14 protein-coding genes, 1 tRNA gene and 2 pseudogenes are annotated in these 19,356 nt (G+C 46.6%); 12 read left to right on the top strand and 5 right to left on the bottom strand.

What is annotated here, in order from left to right; all coding sequences use genetic code 11:
• The first annotated feature begins 27 nt into the window (after positions 1–27).
• From ftsY to rpoH, 4 genes and pseudogenes are all read left to right on the top strand, one after another.
• A pseudogene (gene ftsY, locus N5P32_RS05880) lies at positions 28–1,252 on the top strand (signal recognition particle-docking protein FtsY).
• Positions 1,253–1,302: 50 nt separating this feature from the next.
• Entirely contained in the window at positions 1,303–1,974 is a 672-nt protein-coding gene (ftsE, locus tag N5P32_RS05885; RefSeq protein ID WP_265728195.1) for a cell division ATP-binding protein FtsE, read from the top strand.
• Positions 1,975–2,982, top strand: coding sequence for a permease-like cell division protein FtsX (gene ftsX / locus N5P32_RS05890; RefSeq protein WP_265728196.1), 1,008 nt, complete (start codon positions 1,975–1,977; stop codon positions 2,980–2,982).
• Between the two features lie 126 nt (positions 2,983–3,108).
• Positions 3,109–3,975, top strand: coding sequence for an RNA polymerase sigma factor RpoH (gene rpoH, locus N5P32_RS05895; RefSeq protein ID WP_265728197.1), 867 nt, complete (start codon positions 3,109–3,111; stop codon positions 3,973–3,975).
• Between the two features lie 82 nt (positions 3,976–4,057).
• On the opposite strand, the gene N5P32_RS05900 is transcribed toward rpoH, so the two are convergent.
• The 5 genes from N5P32_RS05900 to metK form a co-directional block, all read right to left on the bottom strand.
• A complete protein-coding gene (locus N5P32_RS05900) occupies positions 4,058–4,918 on the bottom strand; it encodes an energy transducer TonB (protein ID WP_265728198.1) in 861 nt (286 codons plus the stop codon).
• Positions 4,919–4,924: 6 nt separating this feature from the next.
• Positions 4,925–5,872 carry a glutathione synthase gene (gshB, locus tag N5P32_RS05905; RefSeq protein ID WP_265728199.1) on the bottom strand — a complete coding sequence of 316 codons (948 nt, stop codon included), beginning with the start codon at positions 5,870–5,872 and terminating at the stop codon, positions 4,925–4,927.
• Positions 5,873–6,149: 277 nt separating this feature from the next.
• Positions 6,150–7,658, bottom strand: a complete 1,509-nt coding sequence (locus tag N5P32_RS05910) for a TolC family outer membrane protein (RefSeq protein WP_265728200.1) — start codon at positions 7,656–7,658, stop codon at positions 6,150–6,152.
• Positions 7,659–7,746: 88 nt separating this feature from the next.
• On the bottom strand, positions 7,747–8,493 hold the full coding sequence (locus tag N5P32_RS05915; protein WP_265728201.1) for a 16S rRNA (uracil(1498)-N(3))-methyltransferase: 747 nt from the start codon (positions 8,491–8,493) through the stop codon (positions 7,747–7,749).
• A gap of 114 nt (positions 8,494–8,607) precedes the next feature.
• Positions 8,608–9,771 carry a methionine adenosyltransferase gene (gene metK, locus N5P32_RS05920; RefSeq protein WP_265728202.1) on the bottom strand — a complete coding sequence of 388 codons (1,164 nt, stop codon included), beginning with the start codon at positions 9,769–9,771 and terminating at the stop codon, positions 8,608–8,610.
• A 368-nt stretch (positions 9,772–10,139) separates the two neighbouring features.
• Here metK and tkt point away from each other — a divergent pair.
• From tkt to N5P32_RS05960, 8 genes and pseudogenes are all read left to right on the top strand, one after another.
• A pseudogene (gene tkt / locus N5P32_RS05925) lies at positions 10,140–12,140 on the top strand (transketolase).
• 109 nt (positions 12,141–12,249) lie between these two features.
• Positions 12,250–13,281, top strand: a complete 1,032-nt coding sequence (locus N5P32_RS05930) for a type I glyceraldehyde-3-phosphate dehydrogenase (RefSeq protein ID WP_265728203.1) — start codon at positions 12,250–12,252, stop codon at positions 13,279–13,281.
• Positions 13,282–13,315: 34 nt separating this feature from the next.
• Positions 13,316–14,479: a phosphoglycerate kinase gene (locus N5P32_RS05935; RefSeq protein ID WP_265728204.1), complete on the top strand. Its 1,164-nt coding sequence runs from the start codon at positions 13,316–13,318 to the stop codon at positions 14,477–14,479.
• Positions 14,480–14,774: 295 nt separating this feature from the next.
• Entirely contained in the window at positions 14,775–15,872 is a 1,098-nt protein-coding gene (gene fba / locus N5P32_RS05940) for a class II fructose-bisphosphate aldolase (RefSeq protein WP_265728205.1), read from the top strand.
• Between the two features lie 105 nt (positions 15,873–15,977).
• A tRNA-Leu gene (locus N5P32_RS05945) sits at positions 15,978–16,062 on the top strand.
• A 182-nt stretch (positions 16,063–16,244) separates the two neighbouring features.
• Complete coding sequence (locus N5P32_RS05950) at positions 16,245–17,345, top strand: substrate-binding domain-containing protein (protein WP_265728206.1); 1,101 nt, start codon at positions 16,245–16,247, stop codon at positions 17,343–17,345.
• A 61-nt stretch (positions 17,346–17,406) separates the two neighbouring features.
• Positions 17,407–17,709, top strand: coding sequence for a hypothetical protein (locus N5P32_RS05955; protein WP_265728207.1), 303 nt, complete (start codon positions 17,407–17,409; stop codon positions 17,707–17,709).
• Complete coding sequence (locus tag N5P32_RS05960; protein ID WP_265728208.1) at positions 17,676–19,217, top strand: nitrogen regulation protein NR(II); 1,542 nt, start codon at positions 17,676–17,678, stop codon at positions 19,215–19,217. Before N5P32_RS05955 ends, N5P32_RS05960 begins: the two co-directional genes overlap by 34 nt.
• Positions 19,218–19,356: the final 139 nt, after the last annotated feature.

Genomic DNA, 19,356 nt, shown 5'->3' on the forward strand with positions numbered 1-19,356 from the left:
ATCAGTCAAAATAAAGAGACCGATTTAATGGAAGTTGTTAATCAAATTATTGCTTTTTTTACACCGTATCTTGGTGAATATGCTCGTTATGTTCCTATCGTGATAGGCACACTGTTAGCGATCATGGCGTTTGTTGTGCGTCGACGCTTTGTGAATAAAATGAATGCAGATATCAAAGCGGCTAAGAAAAAGGATATAGATTCCTTAAAGGTTGCTGAACCTGAAGTCGATGCGGCGGAAACTGTGCAGGCGCCAGCGGCGTTGGCGGATGATGCGGCGGTTGCCACTGCGCAATCTGTTGAGCCGATAGCGGAAGTCAAGGAACCAACTTCTGTCTTGGTCTCAGCGCATTAAATCCGGTTTATCCCGAACTCGAAGCGGCTTGGGGAATGGCTTGTCGTCTGTGATCAGTGGCAACAAAAAAGTCGATGGCGATTTACCGGAAGAGTTGGAAACACAGTTATTAATGGCCGATGTGGGCATTGATGCTACCCAAACATTAATGAATGGCTTGACGGAAAAGTTAAACCGCAAAGAGCTGAAAGACGCTGATACCTTGCTGGCTCAGTTGAAAGCCGATATGCAGGGGATTTTAAAAACATCCGAGCAGGTTCTGGAACCTGCAAACCAAGAAGGTCCGTTCGTTATTTTGATGGTGGGCGTAAACGGGGTGGGCAAAACAACAACGATTGGCAAGCTGGCGAAAAAATATCAGGCCGAAGGCAAAAGTGTTATGTTGGCCGCAGGCGATACGTTCCGTGCCGCGGCGGTGGAGCAATTGCAAGTGTGGGGCGAGCGCAACAACGTGCCTGTGGTAGCGCAACACACGGGGGCGGATTCGGCGTCGGTGATTTACGATGCGATTGAATCGGCTAAGGCGAAAGGTGTCGATATTGTGATTGCCGATACGGCAGGGCGTTTGCAGAATAAAGCGAATTTGATGAACGAATTGTCCAAAGTGGTTCGCGTGATGAAAAAGCTTGATGTGCATGCCCCACATGAAGTGATGTTGGTGCTGGACGCAGGCACAGGACAAAACGCGATCAGCCAAGCCAAACTGTTTTCTGAAGCGGTTGGCGTGAGCGGTATTACATTGACAAAGCTCGATGGCACGGCAAAAGGCGGTATCATCTTTGCGATATCCAAACAGTTTGGGTTGCCAATTCGTTATATTGGCGTGGGTGAACAAGCCGATGACTTGCGTCCTTTTGTTGCTCAAGAATTTGTGGATGCCTTGTTCGATAGCGAGTAAAAACGCATTAACCTTTTTTGTAAGGTTTTATTTAAGGATAACGAATTAACGTGGAAATCGAATTTCAGCGGGTGGGTAAGAAGTACGAGAGTGGCCAAGAAGCATTGTCGCAAGTGAGTTTTCATTTGCAACAAGGTGAAATGGCGTTTCTCACTGGGCATTCTGGTGCCGGTAAAAGTACCTTAATGAAACTCATGATGATGATAGAGCGCCAAACATCAGGCCAGATATTGGTCGATGGTGTGGATTTACGTACGCTGAGCCGTCGTGCTGTTCCTCAACATCGTCGTCGTGTCGGGGTGGTGTTCCAAAACCATCAGCTGTTATTAGATCGCAGTGTTTTTCACAATGTGGCGTTGCCGTTGCAAGTGAGTGGTGCTGACCCTCAACAGATTGCGAAACGTGTGCGTGCGGCACTAGACAAAGTTGGCTTGTTGGACAAGGAAAAATACAATCCGATGGCCTTGTCCGGTGGTGAACAGCAACGGGTAGGTATAGCCAGAGCGGTGGTGAATAAGCCTCAACTGTTACTGGCGGACGAACCGACGGGTAACTTGGACCCTAAATTGTCGGCAGAGATTATGAATCTATTCCAAGAATTCAATCGCGTTGGTGTGACGGTGCTTGTGGCGAGTCATGATCTGGCGTTGGTTGCGCGTATGCGTCATCGTGTCTTGACCCTAAACCAAGGGCGCATGGTGAATGATGGAGGGTTTGGCTAAATGGCACAAAAGCCGAATCAGCGCGGCGCTACCCGCGAGTCGATTAAAGCGACGACACATAACTGGCCGACGCGAACGACCTTTAGTCCAAGCAAGTACTTTCGTCAGCATCAAGCTACGTTAACAGAAAGTTTCATGCGCTTGGTGAGCTACCCATTGGCGAGCATCATGACGGTGATGGTGATCGCGATTGCGTTGTCTTTACCGGGTGGCTTGTATGTGCTGTTGAAAAACGTGCAGTCTGTGACCGATCAATGGGAGCAGCAATCTGTCATTACTTTGTATCTTTTTCCTAATATGGAAGATACTCAAGCCTTGGCCTTGTCTCATCGTTTGTCTGCACAAGATGACATTGCGTCTGTGGAATATATATCCAAAGAAGAAGGGTTAAGGTACTTCGAGCAATCCAGTGGTTATGAGCAAATCTTGTCTGCGTTGCCCGAAAACCCATTGCCGATTGTTTTGCGAGTGATCCCAAAACAAATCGTCGATATTACCACCTTGTCGAATCTGCAAGCGTTACGCGACCAATTGGCATCACTTAAAGAAGTGGACCACGCCGAATTAGATGCACAATGGTTACAGCGCCTTGCGAATATACTGAGTTTTGGGCAGCGTTTTGTGTACGCCTTGTCGGTATTGTTGGTGGTTGCTGTGTTATTGATTGTGGGCAATACCATTCGCATGGCGGTTGAAAGCCGTCGAGACGAAGTTCTGGTTATGAAGTTAGTTGGGGCAACCGACGCTTACATCCGCAGACCCTTTTTGTACATGGGTTTTTGGTTTGGTGTATTAGGTGGTTTTTTCGCCAGCCTTTGTATTCTCTTGCTTAGCTGGTGGGTGAGTGCGCCAGCGGAGCGATTAATCGACCTTTATCAAAGCGGTTTTCAATTGCAGACTTTTAATGCAGATGAGATTGTTTTATGTTTAACTATTAGTGCGTTTGTTGGTGTTTTTGGCGCATGGATTGCGGTTAATCGACACATCGCGAACATTGAACTGCAGTGACAATGAAAGGCTAAAATCAGTATTAAGATAATAGCCATGGTTTATTCACATTTATGTCACACACAAGCAGAATTTACTTGGTAATATTTTGTCATACACAGTATGAACAACGAGGTGGAAATAGAGATGGGTAAAGCTCTCCAACCTACAGACATGATGATTCCAGGTCAAAACCTTGAATCTTATATGCAAGCTGTCGGACGTATTCCGATTTTGACAGCCGAAGAAGAAAAAGCCTTAGCGGAACGTCTTTATTATCAAGAAGACCTTGAAGCGGCGCGTACTTTGGTTATGTCGCATTTGCGATTTGTTGTGCATATTGCGAAAAGTTATTCTGGCTATGGTCTTGCACAAGGCGATTTGATCCAAGAAGGCAACGTTGGTCTCATGAAGGCAGTGAAACGTTTTAACCCAGAAGTGGGTGTCCGTCTTGTGTCGTTCGCGGTGCATTGGATTAAAGCCGAGATCCACGAGTTTATTTTGAAAAACTGGCGCATCGTGAAAGTGGCGACCACAAAAGCACAGCGTAAGATGTTCTTTAATCTTCGTAGCGCGAAAAAGACCTTGTCTTGGTTTAGTAATTCAGAAGTGGAATCGGTAGCGAGTGATTTAGGTGTGACGCCAGAAGTCGTTCGCCAAATGGAAGGGCGTTTAAGTGCTTCTGATATGGCCTTTGACGCTTCTGCTGATGACGATGATGACAGTGCTTTCCAAGCGCCGTCTCAATACCTAGAAGATCATCGCGCTGACCCTGCGACCTTACTTGAAAACGGTAATTGGGAAGAAGACTCTAACCAGCGTCTTGAAGTGGCGATGGCCGATCTTGATGAGCGTAGCCGTAATATTCTTGTGCAGCGTTGGTTGTCAGACGCGAAATCCACATTGCATGAATTGGCCGATGAATATGGCGTTTCTGCTGAGCGTATTCGCCAGTTGGAAAAGAACGCAATGAAGAAAATTCGTCTTGCTATGGGTGATGGTCAGTTCGACTAACCCTTGTGTGAGCTGACCTGAATAAAGCTAAGATACTAAAACCCTCTATGTGAGGGTTTTTTTATGTCTGCGTTTTTGCTGTTTACTGGCTTTGTAGTTGATTACCTGGCACAAAGCGCCATGTGCGAATGATTTCTAGCTTGTCGACGTCTTTTTTGAGTTCACTTGGAAACACTTGAAACGGCTCAGCCAAACGAACTATGCGCATTGCGGCGTCATCCAGTACGCGAATGCCTGAGGAATGCAGTACTTCAATATCATCAACATAACCGTTCGGCAATAGTATGACGGCTAGGCGTAGCTCACCATAAAGGTGGTTGCGTTTTGCTTCTTCTGGGTAGTGAATGTTACCAATGCGTTCAATTCTGCGTCGCCAGTCATCTAAGTATTGAGCATCCACGGCGGCTTTTGCTGACACGGACGTAAGGCGGCGAATCCTAGGGCGTTTTGCATAGGACTGTCGTTGCTGATCCAATAAGGCTTCCAAGGTGGCAATGTCATTGGATAAATGGCTAGGAATCTGAGTTTCCCCGCGAAATTGCTCTTCCAAGGTTTTGGCTTCTTTTTCGGACTCGTTGACGATTTCAAAGACCGCTTCTTGATCTTTTGTTGCCAGTAAGCTGGGCTCATCGATGGGCTTTTTGGACGCGAGTTGAGGTTGAACTGGTGGGGAGATTTCTTGAATTGTATCGGATAAAAAACGGGCATTTTCTGTGGTGGTGAGCTTTTGTTTGCGAAGCTCGGTGCCACTTGCTTGTTGGTTTGCTTGCGCAATGAAGTCTGCTTCTTGGGGCGCTTTGGTTGTGTGCTGAACGAGCGTGACTTCCAGTGTTTTAGGTTTGGGTGAAGGCAGGGAGAAATCGAAACCAATAATCATCACCATCAGCGCATGGGCGCTAATGGCAATGAAAAGTGCAATGGAAAACTTATCGGTTATTCGCATGCGAGGTTACGAAAGACGCTTCTCTATGGCTTCGATTAACGTCATAGCGATGTTGAGGTCGAATTGTGTATCGAGCTCACGAACGCATGTTGGGCTAGTGACATTGATTTCAGTGAGATAATCGCCGATCACGTCTAAACCAACAAACATTAAATTCTTTTCTTTCAAAGAGGGAATCACTTGTTCACAAATCCAGCGATCTCTGTCGCTTAGAGGACGGCCTTCGCCACGACCGCCAGCGGCTAAGTTGCCGCGTGTCTCTCCCGAAGCCGGAATACGCGCTAACGCATAAGGAACAGGGACGCCGTCAACGACTAAGATGCGTTTGTCCCCTTGTTTTATTTCCGGGATGAATTTTTGCGCCATTATCTGTTCGGTGCCCATATTAGTGAGCGTTTCAATGATAACGCTCACGTTTGAATCGTCTGGCTTTAAGCGAAAAATGGATGTGCCACCCATGCCATCTAAAGGTTTGAAAATGACATCGCCATGTTCTTTGTGGAATTGCTTCAGTAGATCCGCTCGACGTGTTACCAAAACCGCTGGACAGCATTGAGGGAACTGAGTGGCAAAGAGCTTTTCATTGCAATCGCGCAGGCTTTTGGGGTCGTTCACAACCATCGCGCCATCGCGCTCGGCTTGTTCTAAGATCATAGTGCTGTAAACAAACTCGCTGTCGAAAGGAGGATCTTTGCGCATTAAGATCACATCCAATTCCCCCAGCGCCATTTTGCTTTCTTCGCCAAGCTCATAAAAGTGAGCTGGGTCTTTGTAAACGTTCAAAGGGCGCGTCATGGCGTAGGCTTTGCCATTGTCCAAAAACAGGTCTTTTTGTTCCATGTAAATCAGTTGCCAGCCCTTGTCTGCCGCTGCCCATAACATGGCGAGTGAAGTGTCTTTTTTGTAGTTAATGGATGCAATTGGATCCATAACAATGCCGAGTTTAATAGTCATAGGGGTGGTTCCTAAAGCGAAAGTGACGTTTTAAGGCTTTGATAAAGCGATTAATAGATGTTGATGCTATAGAAATATGGGGACGCTGAGAAGAAAAAACACCCATGATTTTCAGATAGTTGATTCGCCTGCTCAAAATTAAAAACAGCGTTGGGATGGCACGAAGAGGATTTGCCATAACGTATGCGCTTTTTTTGCCAGAAAGCGCGCTGAACCAACATCGATGCAAGCATGATGAGTCTTGGCTCAGCGCGATTGAAGAGTCCGTATTGAGTGGCTACCAGCTCCCTGAGTTGCTTCCTGCATCCAGAAATAATTCACTCTCTTTCGTTTTTTCTGTGTTATCGACAGGGGAAGCTTCCTCGATTTTAGAGGCCTCAAGCGCATTGTCTTCCGCTTTGGTTTCCATGGCTTTTAATTCATCGGTTGCGCTTGCTGTCGGAGTGGGTCTTTCTGCTTTGTCGAACTCATCGTCGAAACCGAGTAATTGAGGACGGTAAATACGGAAGGCACGCATCAGTTCGCCTTTTGCATTAAACAAGCGGAACTCGGAAAATAATTCGTCATAATCTGCGTTGACGTAGTCTTGGCGCGCTTGGAAGAGTTCGTTTTCGCTGTCCAAAACGTCCAATAAGGTGCGTCGGCCTAGGCGGAACTGTTTTTCATAGGCAATTTGAGATTCTTTGGTCGCAATGACGTATTGTTGAATGTGCTCTTTTTGTCCTGTTGTGGCTTCAAAAGCAGCCCATGCTAGACGTACCGTCAATTCCGTATCTCTAATCGTATTGCGTCTAATTTCCATAGCTTGAATGTATTGCTGGGTGGCGACTTCTTGTTGGCGTTTAAGTGTGCCGCCACCGTAAATGTTGTAGTTTAAACGCACCATCGCCAACAGATCTTCACTTGGTCCTTCATCACCATCTAGGTTGTTATTCCACGTTCTTTCCAATACGAAATTGATCGTTGGGTATTTGTCCGCATCGGTGATTTTTTGAAGACTTTCCGTCGCCGCGACGTCCCAACGGGCGCCTTCAATCGCTGGGTTTTTCTTTAGCGATTCTGCGATTGCTGAGTCTAAGTTTTTGGGTAATAAGTCTCTGTCTGGTACCGGGTAGATCAGGTCTTTGGGTGGTAGCTCACCGACAACATTAAGGTAATTGCTCTCTGAGTCTCTTAAATTATTGATGGCGGCGAAGTAGTTAGCATGGGCCTTAGCAAGGCGAGCTGTAATTTGGCTCAGGTCGGATTGTCGGCCAATTCCAGAGTCGCTTTTTAGTTTAATCTGACCATAAATACGTTCGTGAGTTTCTAGGTTAAGTTCCGCTAAACTAACCAACTCGCGATAGCGTAAAATATTAGCGTAGACCTCGGCCACTTCCAGAGCGGTATTTTCCACAGAGATAAGGGCGCTCCAGCGGTTGGCTTCGGCTTCACTGTTCAAGCGTTCAATGTCGTTTTCTGTTGAGAAGCCATTAAAAAGCGGCTGATTTAAAGACAGCGTCAATTCGCGGCGAGTAAGATCTATGTCGCTTGAGTTGCTGTTGTCAGCGTAGGTTGTCTCATGCCCTATGCCAGCGGCAAGGTCAACACTAGGGTAATAACCCGAACGTCGTGCAATGTCGACGCTTTCTTTTGATTCTCGATATTTAGCGATAGCTTGCCTTACGGCTGGGCTATTTTCTATCGCGGTATAGGTCGCTTCTTCAAGAGAAATGGCGTGCGCAATTGCAGGTAGAAATGCTGTCCCTAAAAACACCGTGCAAGTTAACACTATTCGGTAAAACATGAGATTATCTGTCCTTTAATTGTTTCTACTGAGATGGTAAAACCATTTACCCTCTGAATATGTTGCGATTCTGTTATGAGGGGGCGATTTAGATATCACCCCATAATGCATTAATAACGCTGAGTGCGACAATGGGTGCGGTTTCCGTGCGGAGCACTCTTGGGCCAAGTGAAATGGCATTAAACCCTGCTTTTTCAGACAGTTGGACTTCTTTTTCACTCAAGCCACCTTCTGGTCCTATTAAAAGAGCCACACGGTTATTGGCTGGTTGCCCAAACTCTCGAATAGGTTTGGCACTGTGATGATGTAACGTAAGTTTTAACATTTCGTTACATTTCTCTATCCATTCGGTTAATTCTATGGGTGGATGCACAATTGGAACCACACCTCGGCCGCATTGTTCGGCCGCGCTAATCGCGACTTGTTGCCAATGTTGCTGACGCTTTTCGGCACGATTATCCTGAAGTTTTACTTCGCAGCGTTCGCTAAATAATGGCTGAATGGCATGAACACCTGCTTCTACCGATTTCTGAATCGCGTAGTCCATTCGTTCACCGCGAGATAAGGTTTGCCCAATGGTCACTTGAACAGGGGATTCGTTGTCTAATGCTTCAAAACTGGTAACACGAATGTTGGCGGAGCGTTTTTCAACATCACACAACGTAGCATTAAATTGGCCGTTTTTGCCATCAAAGAGTTGACCATTAAACACTCGAATAGGATGGTCGGCTTTTAATCGCAGGACTTTACAAAGATGTTGAAAGGCCGAGTCTGGTAAAGCAAGAACGCTATTCTCATTGAGTTCTGTGTCGATAAAAATTCGTGGAATACGCATACTTGTTTTGAGTGTCCTAACTGGATGAAAAATCGATAGAAATAAAAAAGCCTTCGTCTGCTCTTTGCGGTAAAACAAAGTCAGAAGAAGGCTTTATAACGGAAAATTAGAAAATTATAAACCAGCGGCTTTGCGCAATGCGTCGGCTTTGTCTGTTTTTTCCCATGTGAAGTTGTCACCTTCACGGCCAAAGTGACCGTAAGCGGCGGTTGGTAAGTAAATTGGACGTTTCAGATCCAACATTTTAATCAGACCCGCTGGGCGCAATTCAAAGTGCTCACGAACCAATTGTGAAATCACTGCGTCGCTGACTTTGCCTGTACCAAACGTGTTGATACTGATTGACGTTGGCTCAGCCACACCGATGGCGTAAGAAATTTGAATCTCACATTTGTCAGCAAGGCCGGCCGCAACGATGTTTTTCGCAACATAACGACCTGCGTAGGCCGCAGAGCGGTCAACTTTGGACGGATCTTTACCAGAGAAAGCACCACCACCGTGACGAGCCATGCCGCCGTAGGTATCAACGATAATCTTACGGCCAGTTAGACCACAATCGCCCACTGGGCCGCCAATGATGAACTGACCTGTTGGGTTGATGAAGTATTTGGTTTCTTTTGATAACCATTCAGCAGGAAGAACGGGCTTGATGATTTCTTCCATCACCGCTTCGCGAAGGTCGGCTTGCTTAATGGATGCGCTGTGTTGTGTTGACAGTACAACGGCATCGATAGCGCATGGCTTGCCATTTTCGTCGTAACGGAAAGTGACTTGGCTTTTGGCGTCTGGACGAAGGAAATCCAGTGTGCCGTTCTTACGTACTTCGGCTTGGCGTTGAACTAAGCGGTGTGCGTAAGTAATAGGAGCAGGCATTAATACGTCTGTTTCGTTTGTCGCAAAACCAAACATCAGACCTTGATCGCCAGCACCCAGCTCTTTTTCACTGGCTTCATCCACACCAACCGCGATGTCGGCAGATTGTTTGCCGATGGCGTTCATGACGGCACAAGATTCCCAATCGAACCCCATGTCGGAGCTGTTGTAGCCAATTTCACGAATGACGCCTCGAGCGATTTCTTCGATGTCGACCCACGCATTGGTACGTACTTCACCTGCCACTAAAACCATACCGGTTTTTACGAGTGTTTCGCAGGCAACGCGCGCTTCGGAGTCTTCCGCTAGGATGGCATCAAGAATCGCATCGGATACTTGGTCAGCGATTTTATCTGGGTGGCCTTCTGAAACGGATTCAGAGGTAAATAAAGAATATTCGGACATGTTGAGTGTTCCTCTTTAGCTGAGTTTGTCGCTAAACAGGCATAAAAAAACCTGTTTGGCAGAAAAGTGCTAAACAGGTTCTTGCGTATCTGTTTAGCTGAGTTTATATAGCGCCCGCAAGCCGAGACAAATCGACGCTGTATTCATAGTGCGAATGATGAACCAGCGCTGTTTAAATATCAACCCAGTTTATGGATTTAAACGAGGCAAAAGGCGGTTTTTTTGTTAGGATGGTGCAGATTTCTAAGTGATTTCATTTTCTTTGCCCAATGTTTGGGCGCAGCGATGGTGCCAGCATTGCATGGTGGCTCTATCCCGTAGAGAATGTTCCTTCTATTGTTCGTTAAGCTATCAGGAGTGGAATAACCATGCCGTCTCGGAAACAACTTGCTAACGCCATACGTGCATTAAGTATGGATGCCGTACAAAAAGCTAACTCAGGTCACCCAGGTGCACCAATGGGGATGGCAGACATCGCTGAAGTGCTATGGAATGATTTTTTAAAGCACAACCCAAACAATTCAAAATGGGTTGATCGCGACCGTTTTGTGTTGTCAAACGGCCATGGCTCTATGTTGATTTATTCACTCTTGCATTTGTCTGGTTACAAACTGTCTATTGAAGACTTAAAACAATTCCGTCAGCTTCACTCTAAAACACCAGGTCACCCTGAATACGGTTATACCGATGGCGTTGAAACAACAACGGGCCCATTGGGTGCTGGCATCAGTAACGCGGTAGGTATGGCGATTGCTGAGAAAACACTAGCGGCGCAATTCAACCGTGAAGGTCATAATGTGGTTGACCACAACACCTATTGCTTTTTGGGCGACGGTTGTTTGATGGAAGGTATTTCTCATGAAGCGGCTTCTTTGGCTGGAACGTTAGGTCTAGGTAAATTGGTTGCGTTCTGGGATGACAACGGTATTTCTATCGATGGTCATGTTGAAGGTTGGTTTACGGACAATACACCACAACGTTTTGAAGCGTACGGTTGGCATGTTATTGCGGATGTGGATGGGCATGATCCTGAAGCTATTAAAGCGGCGATTGAAGCGGCGAAAGCAGAGACCACAAAACCAACGTTGATTTGTTGCAAAACCATCATCGGTTTTGGTTCTCCAAACAAATCGGGTAGCCATGACTGTCACGGCGCACCATTGGGTGATGCTGAAATCGCAGCGGCTCGTGAATTCCTTGGCTGGCCACACGCACCGTTCGAGATTCCTGCAGATGTTTACACTGGTTGGGATGCGAAAGAAGCGGGTTCTGCTCGTGAAGCGCAGTGGAATGCTCAGTTTGACGCATACAAGGCCGCTTTCCCTGAGTTGGCTGCAGAGTTTGAGCGTCGCGTTATTAAAGGCGAATTGCCTGCGGACTTTGAAGCAAAAGCTCAAGCGTTCATTCAAGAAAGCCAAGATAAAGGCGAAAACATCGCGAGCCGCAAAGCGTCTCAAAATGCGATTGGTTTCTTCGGTGCCATGTTGCCCGAGTTGCTAGGCGGCTCTGCGGATCTTGCGGGTTCTAACTTGACGCTATGGTCTGGCTCTAAAGGCATCCAAGAAGATCCAGCGGGCAACTATGTTTTCTACGGTGTTCGCGAATTTGGTATGAGCGGCATCATGAACGGTGCTTCTTTGCATGGTGGTTTTATTAACTACGGTGCGACCTTTATGATGTTTATGGAATACGCGCGCAACGCAGTGCGTATGTCTGCTTTGATGGGCATTCAAAACATTTTTGTTTATACGCATGACTCTATCGGCCAAGGTGAAGATGGTCCAACTCACCAACCGATTGAGCAATTGGCTAACTTGCGTATGACGCCAAACATGTCTGTATGGCGTCCATGTGATGCGGCAGAAACCGCGGTGGCTTGGAAAGCGTCTATCGAGCGTCGTGATGGCCCAACGTCTTTGGTTTTTCTCGTCAAGGTCTGCCTGCGCAAACTCGCAGTGCTGAACAACTTGCGAATGTCGCGAAAGGGGCTTACGTGCTTCAAGATTGCGCTGGTACGCCAGATCTGATTTTGATTGCTACAGGTTCTGAAGTAGGCCTAGCCATGTCTTCGGCTGAAGCATTAACGGCAAAAGGTAAGAACGTGCGTGTGGTTTCTATGCCGTCTACGAGATACGTTTGATGCACAAGACGCCGCTTACAAAGAGTCTGTGTTGCCAAGCAGTGTGACGAAGCGTGTTGCTATTGAAGCGGCGCATACTGATTACTGGTACAAGTACGTTGGTTTCGAAGGCGCAATGGTTGGCATGACGACGTTTGGTGAGTCGGCTCCTGGTGGCGATCTTTTGAAACACTTTGGCTTTACGGTAGACAATGTGGTGGCAACGGCAGAAAAAATCTTAGCTGTGTAATCCTTTGTTGATGATGAAAAGAGGTGCGCCACTTGTTGCGTACCTCTTTTCTTTTTTATTATGGTGGTGGGCGTTTCCGCTGCTAAATTTGCGATGAAGTAGTGGGAATATGTTGCGAGTCGCTATCAATGGTTATGGTCGTATCGGACGTTCGGTTTTACGGGCGCTTTATGAAAACGGCTACCGCGATCACATTCAAGTGGTTGCCATTAATGAATTGTCTGACATTGAGACAATCAGCTATCTTACTCGCTATGACACAACGCATGGCCGCTTTCCTCAACCTGTTTCTACTCGCGATAACGCATTGCTTATTGGTGATGATGCGATCTTGTGCTTTTCCTGTGCCACGCCAGAGGAATTGGACTGGTCTGCTCTTGAACTGGATATGGTGTTGGAGTGTTCGGGGAGCTTTTCTGGACGAGAAGGCGCCCAAGCTTATTTGAACGCAGGCGTACCCAAAATGTTGCTGTCTCAGCCAGCGGCGGCGGATGTTGACGCGACGATTGTGTATGGTTTCAACCATCAGGATATTCGAGCGGAGCAAAGTATCGTGTCGGCGGCGTCTTGTACCACAAACTGCCTCATTCCGGTTTTGGATGTTGTTAAACAGTTTGCTGGTGTGGTGCATGGTATGACGCAAACTATCCATTCTGCGATGAACGATCAGCCAGTGATTGATGGCTATCATACCAAAGATTTGCGCTTAACTCGTGCGGCGTTGAGCTCGATAATTCCCGTTGATACTGGTTTGGCGCGCGGCATCACGCGAATGATGCCTGAACTTGACGGAAAAATGGGGTGTAATGCGGTACGCGTTCCCACCTTGAACGTCTCGGTGATTGATTTAGTATTGCGTACAGAGCAAGACGTCACGGTTGAGCAAATCAATGCACAATTAGAACAAGCGGCAAACTCAAAGTATGCAGGGCTAATGGGCTTTACCAAAGAAGCGCATGCGTCAGTGGACTTTAATCATGATCCGCGTTCGGTGATTATCGATAGTACGCAAACGCAAGTCATTGATCAGCGCATGGTGAAGTTGCTTTGTTGGTTTGATAATGAATGGGGCTACGCGAACCGAATGCTGGATGTGGCTAAATATTGGGCCGGTGTGATTGAACAATCAAAATTGAATTGAGACATCTGAAGTTTAAACGACGAGGACATCGTACATGACTGTAATTAATATGAAAGACGTGGATCTGGCGAACAAGCGAGTATTGATTCGTGAAGACCTTAACGTGCCTGTGAAAAACGGTAAAGTGACCAGTGATGCGCGTATTCGTGCGGCATTGCCAACGATTAAGTTAGCGTTAGCGGCGGGCGCGAAAGTCATGGTGATGTCTCACCTTGGTCGCCCAACAGAAGGTCAGTACGAAGACGAATACTCGCTTCAGCCTGTCGCAACACACCTTGCTGATTTGCTGGGCCAAGACGTGCCATTAGTCAAAGATTGGTTAGATGGCGTTGACGTGGAGTCAGGTCAGCTTGTTTTGGTTGAAAACGTACGTTTTAACCTTGGCGAGAAAAAAGACGACGAAGCATTGTCTAAAAAAATGGCGGCTTTGTGTGACGTGTATGTGATGGATGCGTTTGGCACGGCTCACCGTGCACAAGCTTCTACTCACGGCGTGGCGAAGTTTGCTCCGATTGCTTGTGCTGGCCCATTGTTGGCAGCAGAACTTGAAGCGTTAGAAAAAGCGTTGGCAAAACCGGCTCGTCCAATGGCGGCGATTGTTGGTGGCTCAAAAGTATCGACTAAGTTGACGGTGTTGGAATCTTTGTCTGACAAAGTGGATCAGTTGATTGTGGGTGGCGGTATTGCCAACACTTTCTTAGCTGCGGCAGGCTTTCCTGTAGGTAAGTCTTTATACGAAGAAGATTTGATTCCTCAGGCAAAAGCCTTGATGGCGAAGACCAGCATTCCATTACCTGAAGACGTTGTGGTTGCGACGGCGTTTGCGCCAGATGCGGTTGCGACAGTGAAAGACGCCGCGGATGTGGGCGCTGATGATATGATTTTGGACATCGGGCCGAAAGCGGCGGCGGCGTTTGCTGCACTGCTCGAAGAGTCTCAAACGATTATTTGGAACGGTCCTGTGGGCGTGTTTGAATTTGATCAGTTTGGCGGTGGAACCAAAGCGCTGGCGATGGCGATTGCCAACAGCAACGGTTTTTCCATTGCGGGCGGTGGCGATACCTTAGCGGCGGTCGACAAGTACGATATTGCGGATCAAGTGTCTTATATTTCGACTGGCGGCGGCGCTTTTTTAGAATTTGTTGAAGGAAAAGTGCTACCAGCGGTTGCGATGTTGGAATCACGCGCGCAAAATTAGTATCAAAGAATGACAAAGATCGTTCTAAAATAATTTATAACTAATAAAAAGGCGAAAAGCCTATTTCGCTAACACCATCACATGCAGAACGTGAGTTGTGTTGAAGTGGTGTTGGCGAAAAACAAAACTAGAGAGTGACCTACTTGGCGTAAGCTGAGTATGACAATAACGATAAGGCGTAAGCCACATGATGCGTGATAACGCCGTCATGATTACAAATACAGAGAGTTATCTAACACCGTAACTCCAAACGTTATAAATACAAAACCAGACAAATTGTCAGAGGAAACCTTTTATGCCTTTAATTAGTATGCGTCAACTGCTTGATCATGCAGCGGAACACAGCTACGGCTTGCCAGCGTTCAATGTGAATAACATGGAACAAGTGAAAGCCATTATGGAAGCGGCTCATGAAGTGAACTCTCCTGTTATCATGCAGGCATCAGCGGGCGCACGTCAGTACGCGGGATCACACTTCCTTCGTCACTTGATTGCGGCAGCCATTGAAGATTACCCGCATATTCCTGTTGTCATGCATCAGGATCACGGTACCTCTCCAGCGATTTGCCAGCGTTCTATTCAGCTTGGTTTTTCTTCTGTCATGATGGATGGTTCTTTGATGGCAGATGGCAAAACGCCAGCAAGTTATGAGTACAACGTGGATGTCACTCGTCGTACGGTTGAATTTGCGCACGCTTGTGGTGTGTCTGTAGAAGGTGAGCTGGGTGTACTTGGTTCATTAGAAACAGGTCAAGCCGGTGAAGAAGACGGTGTCGGCGCAGAAGGTATTTTGTCGCACGACCAGATGTTGACGGATCCTCAAGAAGCCGTAGACTTCGTAAACGCAACTGGCATTGACGCGTTGGCGGTAGCGATTGGTACCAGTCATGGTGCGTACAAGTTTACTCGTCCACCGACAGGCGATATTTTGGATATTGAACGTATCGCAAAGATTGTTGAGTTGTTGCCAAACACTCACATTGTGTTGCATGGTTCTTCTTCTGTGCCGCAAGACTGGTTGGAAATCATTAACGAATTTGGTGGTGATATTCCTGAAACCTACGGTGTTCCGGTGGAAGAAATTGTTAAGGCGATCCGTTACGGTGTGCGTAAGGTAAACATTGATACTGACTTGCGTTTGGCGGCAACGGGTGCGATTCGTCGTAGCTTAGCGGAACACAAAGGCAACTTTGACCCTCGTAAGTATCTGACCGAAAGCATCAAGGCAATGAAAGCGGTTTGTATTGATCGTTACGAAGCGTTTGGTTCTGCAGGTCAAGCTTCTCGTATCCACACTATGGATTTGGAAGAAATGGCGGTACGTTACGAGCGCGGCGAATATTCAGGCGGTCGTGTTTTTAAGCGATGTTTTGACTTAAACGACGCTGAATGAATGGCTGAGCGGTTAGGCAAAGGAAAATATTGTTAAGTTTTTCATAAAAAAGCAAAAAAACTATTGACCGAGAAAATCAATTGCCTATAATGCTCGCCATTCCTTGCGGGAGTGGTGGAATTGGTAGACACGCTGGATTTAGGTTCCAGTGCTTCACGGCGTGAGAGTTCGAGTCTCTCCTTCCGCACCAAATTTAAAAAAAGCTGACTTTATGTCGGCTTTTTTTATGTCTGAAATTTATGCCAATGACGGTTTGTCATGTGGTCTCTTTGTCTTTTTTGCACTTGTTGATATTTTCTTGTTCCTGTTATCACGAAAGTTCGTTAAGTTGGTTAGAATGATGTTTCTGCTGATGGTGAATTGAGCTTGGTAATGGGAAGGCTGTGTATTTTTGTCGTATTGATGCTGCTCGGTTGCACGGCGTTGACCGCTCGCGCCGCAAATATGGCCTTGGATCTGATGGACAGTCATGATTATTATCAGGCGATTCCTCGACAGGGCCCATTGTCGGAACAGTTCACGACCATCATCAATTCTCCACCGAATCCCATTCGAGTAGCGCAAAAGCGTGCGGTTCGTATTGCCTTAATGCTGTTTGGTGATGAAAACACCATAGAAAACAAGTCTCTTCAGATGGCGCTTAGAAAGCGAATGCGAGAACTGGGTATTGACTATCGCTTAGATATTTACCTTGATGATGCAAACGACAACAGTGATTTATCCGCATATTTAAAAATAGCCTCTACGCCACCTGATTACATTGTGATGACAAAGCTGGGCTTTGTTCAGCGTCGATTTCTAGAGCATTTTTTACGTACGAGTAAAGCCAAGGTGATTCTTTATGACTTTGCGACGCCACTAAGACATTGGATGAACCATCCACCATTAATGTATATCGGGTTTGATCAGAAGAAGGCGGCAAAAATGTTGGCAAGTTATCTCGATCGACAGCTTCCTTCAGATACGACGATTTCAGCGTTGGTTCTACCTCAGGGGTATTTGAGTTATACGCGCTGTGATTTGTTTTTGGATGAAATGCTCAAATACAAACGACGCATCAGTCGAGTCAGAGTGGTCGCGGATGACAAGAAGCACGCTTATGAGGCTGCTAGGGTGTTTTTGAATGAGTCGCCGACGGACTTTATATTCAGTTGTTCCCAGAATATTTCCGAAGGGGTTGTGGCTGCTTTGGAAGAGCGGTCTATCAAAGATACTCAGACGAATGCGTGGGGGCTGTCTTCCAATGGCATTGCGGACTTGTTGAACCATAAAGTGCGCGTCAATGTTTTGTTTATGCAGGATAATTTATCGATCGCCGTGGCTGAGGCCATTAAGTTAGACCTTGAAGGGAAGAACATGCCGAACCTTTATGTAGCTCATTCGACGCTTATGCCCGCGGAGTTGGATTCTGACAGTTTACGTTTAATGGTTCAGCAGGCGTATCAGTATTCGGTGGAATTATGGCAACAGTAACGGACAGTTTACAGAACCGACTTAAACAAAAAGCCTTGTTGTTGATGTGTGCGATCTTTTTGTGATCGCGGCATTGAGTGTCTATTTTATCGAGGTATTGACTCAGTCTGCTCAAGAGAAAAATTTGGCACTGAAGCATCGGATTGTTGAGCAAGCGTTTAATGGCTATTTGGCGCGTGCAGAAGATGAGATGAAGTTCATCGGTCAAGACCTTTCCTTGAGCAATTATGTGGTCGGTCGCGAATTGGATTTGTTGTTTAGTCATCATGAGGTGTTGTTTTTCGGTGGGCTAGACTTTTTTATATTGAGTGGACCGATGGGCGTTACTCAATGGACCCTCGTGCACGGTTGTTTACTAAGGTAGATCTTCGTTCGGTATTAGACGATGGCTTAATCAATCGCTGGACTTCCGTTGAGACAAAAGACAATGCCACCCTGTTGATGTTGAAAACGACGCTGTTGTCAGATGAGCAGGACAATACGGGTTTTTTATATGGCTTTATTTCCCTGAACGATAATTTGACCTTGGTGAACGAGTTATTGGAAAGCGCTGGGGTGAGTGCGGTTCGTATCTATGATGTATCGCACAATAGAGTGTTGTTGGAAGAACATAGAACTGGTGTTGACCAGTCAGATGCCATGTTGCGTGCGCGATTGCCGTTGACCTCGCCGGTGCAAGCTGATTTGTTATTGGATGTTATAGAAACGCATACTTTTTCTTCTGTGCTTTTTTCTAACGCCTTACCTTTGATTTCAGCGGTATTCTTGGTGTTATTTGGGTTTTATTTCGTCTTGTCTCGTCAAATTAAAACCGCCATTTTTCAGCCGATCGAGGCCATGGTGTATGACCATGAAGAGGCTGTGTTGCCTTATGTGGAGTTACAGCCTATTCAGCACCAAAGTCGCCAGTTGGTGGCGTCGATTAAAGCCAAAGAGCAGCGTTTTATGCTGCTGGCGGAATCCATTCACAGCGCGATTGTGTTTTGTAATGAGATTGCTGAAATTGAGTTGTTAAACCCGGAAGCGCAGCGTATTTTTCCTGGGTCTGATAAGGCGCGAACTGTGTTTGATTTCATGCCAATTGCTTGCCATCAGCCCATTCAGGAAGCTTTGAAAGGGAATGTTGGGGTGACATTTGATCTGACTTTCAATGAGTTAGGTCAGATATACCATTGGCAAGCGCATTCTTTTAAAAATGAAAGTGGCTATCGTGGGCTTTTACTGGTCGGAAAAAATATTACGCAAGAAACTCGGTTGACTTGGCAGCTTGATCAGTTGCAGCCATTGTCTTCTTCTTATCAGAAAACCGTTGATTCGGATGCCGTATTAAGTGAGTTGGCGTATCTGGCCAAATTACCTAACTCGGTTGGTTCGGATTCGCTAAAGGGATGGCTTTCGTTGTTGTTGTCCGTGTTAGATGACATAGCGTTGGTTGAAAGTGATGTGGACCTTATGCCTCTTGGCACCGTATTTTGTCAAGAAAGTGAGCGAGTGATGCTGGCCATGGGGGTCGAGGCGAATCGAGCCAAAATCGATTGCTCTGTGGAGACTGGCGCAAAAGTGGTTGCGGTGGACGCGCATTTTCGTGGATTGATTCGTGTGTTACTGATGATGGTGATGTCGAACGACATGGCGGAGCGTCGTTTGAGTGTCCGCTTCAATAAGACTGAGCTTGAAATGGTCGCCATGAATGACATGGCTTTGCGGCCGCTGTTTTTGGATGATCAAAAGATTGTTAGCGGACGTCAATGGCCAACAAAAAACGCTTCAAAATGGCGCTCTACAATTAAACATGGCGATGCAAGAGCAAGAAAGCGATGCCCCTCAGCCTTCTTTGGCCCCAAATCGTGTGGTGGCTTGGGTGGCCAATGATTACCCAAATGCCGATGCTGTTTCTGAGGCGCTGGAGCGATTTGGTTTGATTGTTAAGTCGTATGTGTCTGTAGACAGCTTTTTTACACAGTCCAGTGCATTAAGCCAGTTTGATGCGGTATTAATTGGTTGTGAAGAG

It is taken from the genome of Marinomonas pontica, from assembly GCF_026191375.1.
GTDB classification, from domain to species: Bacteria; Pseudomonadota; Gammaproteobacteria; order Pseudomonadales; family Marinomonadaceae; genus Marinomonas; species Marinomonas pontica.

Coding starts and splice junctions, on each gene's coding strand:
- ftsX (WP_265728196.1), top strand. CDS start 1,975: ATGGCACAAAAGCCGAATCAGCGCGGCGCTACCCGCGAGTCGATTAAA.
- rpoH (WP_265728197.1), top strand. CDS start 3,109: ATGGGTAAAGCTCTCCAACCTACAGACATGATGATTCCAGGTCAAAAC.
- N5P32_RS05900 (WP_265728198.1), bottom strand. CDS start 4,918: ATGCGAATAACCGATAAGTTTTCCATTGCACTTTTCATTGCCATTAGC.
- gshB (WP_265728199.1), bottom strand. CDS start 5,872: ATGACTATTAAACTCGGCATTGTTATGGATCCAATTGCATCCATTAAC.
- N5P32_RS05910 (WP_265728200.1), bottom strand. CDS start 7,658: ATGTTTTACCGAATAGTGTTAACTTGCACGGTGTTTTTAGGGACAGCA.
- N5P32_RS05915 (WP_265728201.1), bottom strand. CDS start 8,493: ATGCGTATTCCACGAATTTTTATCGACACAGAACTCAATGAGAATAGC.
- metK (WP_265728202.1), bottom strand. CDS start 9,771: ATGTCCGAATATTCTTTATTTACCTCTGAATCCGTTTCAGAAGGCCAC.
- N5P32_RS05930 (WP_265728203.1), top strand. CDS start 12,250: ATGTTGCGAGTCGCTATCAATGGTTATGGTCGTATCGGACGTTCGGTT.
- N5P32_RS05935 (WP_265728204.1), top strand. CDS start 13,316: ATGACTGTAATTAATATGAAAGACGTGGATCTGGCGAACAAGCGAGTA.
- fba (WP_265728205.1), top strand. CDS start 14,775: ATGCCTTTAATTAGTATGCGTCAACTGCTTGATCATGCAGCGGAACAC.
- N5P32_RS05950 (WP_265728206.1), top strand. CDS start 16,245: ATGGGAAGGCTGTGTATTTTTGTCGTATTGATGCTGCTCGGTTGCACG.
- N5P32_RS05960 (WP_265728208.1), top strand. CDS start 17,676: ATGGACCCTCGTGCACGGTTGTTTACTAAGGTAGATCTTCGTTCGGTA.